This window comes from Priestia sp. P5_B4 (genome assembly GCF_056400385.1).
Genome location: NZ_JBFULJ010000946.1, coordinates 1 through 1,423 on the forward strand (window position 1 = coordinate 1; position 1,423 = coordinate 1,423).

At 41.6% G+C, this 1,423-nt stretch carries 2 protein-coding genes; both read right to left on the reverse strand.

Annotated features, from left to right (window positions below):
- The coding region (locus tag AC1DRF_RS27745) for an iron chelate uptake ABC transporter family permease subunit (protein ID WP_477742276.1) at nt 1-404 on the reverse strand (404 nt) is incomplete at its 3' end.
- Nucleotides 401-1,411 carry a FecCD family ABC transporter permease gene (locus AC1DRF_RS27750; protein ID WP_477742277.1) on the reverse strand — a complete coding sequence of 337 codons (1,011 nt, stop codon included), beginning with the start codon at nt 1,409-1,411 and terminating at the stop codon, nt 401-403. The genes AC1DRF_RS27750 and AC1DRF_RS27745, both read right to left, overlap by 4 nt.
- Nucleotides 1,412-1,423 lie beyond the last annotated feature (12 nt).

Here is a 1,423-nt window from a genome sequence, read left to right on the forward strand (position 1 = left end):
GTAAACAAGGCACCGATGAACCCTACTAACGGAAGAGCATACACGAAAGAGCCAGCTTCAATTGGAAAAAATAAAAAGAATACGGCAATTGCGACGCCTGCTCCTGAATTAATTCCTATAATTCCAGGTTCCGCTAAGTCATTGCGCGTAACCCCTTGTAAGATAGCGCCTGATAAAGCTAGAGCCATTCCTGCTAAAAGAGTAATGATAATTCGCGGAAGTCGAATTGAAAAAAGAACAAACTCATCTGCAAAATTCCCTTTGCCAAACAGAGTAGGAAATACTTTATTATAAGGAAGGGAGGCATCCCCAAGCCCCATCCCTATTACAATCGTTCCAAGAATCAAAACAGTGAGCAGCATCATAATTATTCGTTGTTTTCTAATAAGCGCTGGGTGGATCATGAGAATGCTCTTCCTCCTTTACGAACAATGACTAAAAAGAAAGGTAAACCAATCATGGATACAACTGCTGCTATCGGTGTTTCATAAGGCGCACTTACGGTTCGGCCCAACGTATCAGCGAGCAGCATAAACGCTGCGCCAGTGACAGCGGACATAGGGATAATATAACGATAGTCGGTTCCTACAATTCCTCGTACAATATGAGGAATCATCAAGCCGATAAACACCATGTTTCCGACTAGCGCAACAGAAGCACCTGCAAGAAGAATCATGACAACAAATAAAATGGTTTTGACCTTTGTTGTTTGCTGACCTACCCCCACAGCGACTTCTTCGTTTAAGCTTAAAATAGTAAGCTGCCGAGAAAGCAAAAGGGCAATGAATATACCTCCCACAATAAAAGGAACAATGATTTGAAGCTGTTCCCAAGAAGTGCCTACCATTCCGCCAGCAGTCCACATCGATACATCTTTTGAAATTTTAAAATAAATACCGACGCCTTCTCCGATCGCATAAAGAAACGCTGAAACGGCAGCCCCGGCTAGTACAATTCGAAGCGGAGAAAAACCGCCTCTTTTTATAGCAGCAATTCCAAATACCAAAATTGCGCCAACTGCAGCTCCGATAAAGCAAGCAATCATAATACCTAAATAATTTACAGAAGGGATAAAGGCAATGGTTACAGCTAAAGCTGCATTTGCGCCAGAAGTTAAGCCTAAAAGTCCTGGATCTGCAAGAGGATTTCTTGTCATACCTTGCATAATCGCCCCTGATACTGATAAAGCAGCGCCAACAAAAACAGCGGCGATTTCACGAGGTAAACGAATATCTCGGATGATCGAAATCTGTTCGTTTACACTGCTTGATGAAAGTGCTAGCCACACATCTTTTATCGATATATCAGCAGCGCCAAAAATCATTGAATAACCAAACATTATGATGAATACGAGCAAGGCACCTATTAATTTATATAAAAAAGGAATGAAACGCTGATTGTCTATTTTCATAAAACACCCATC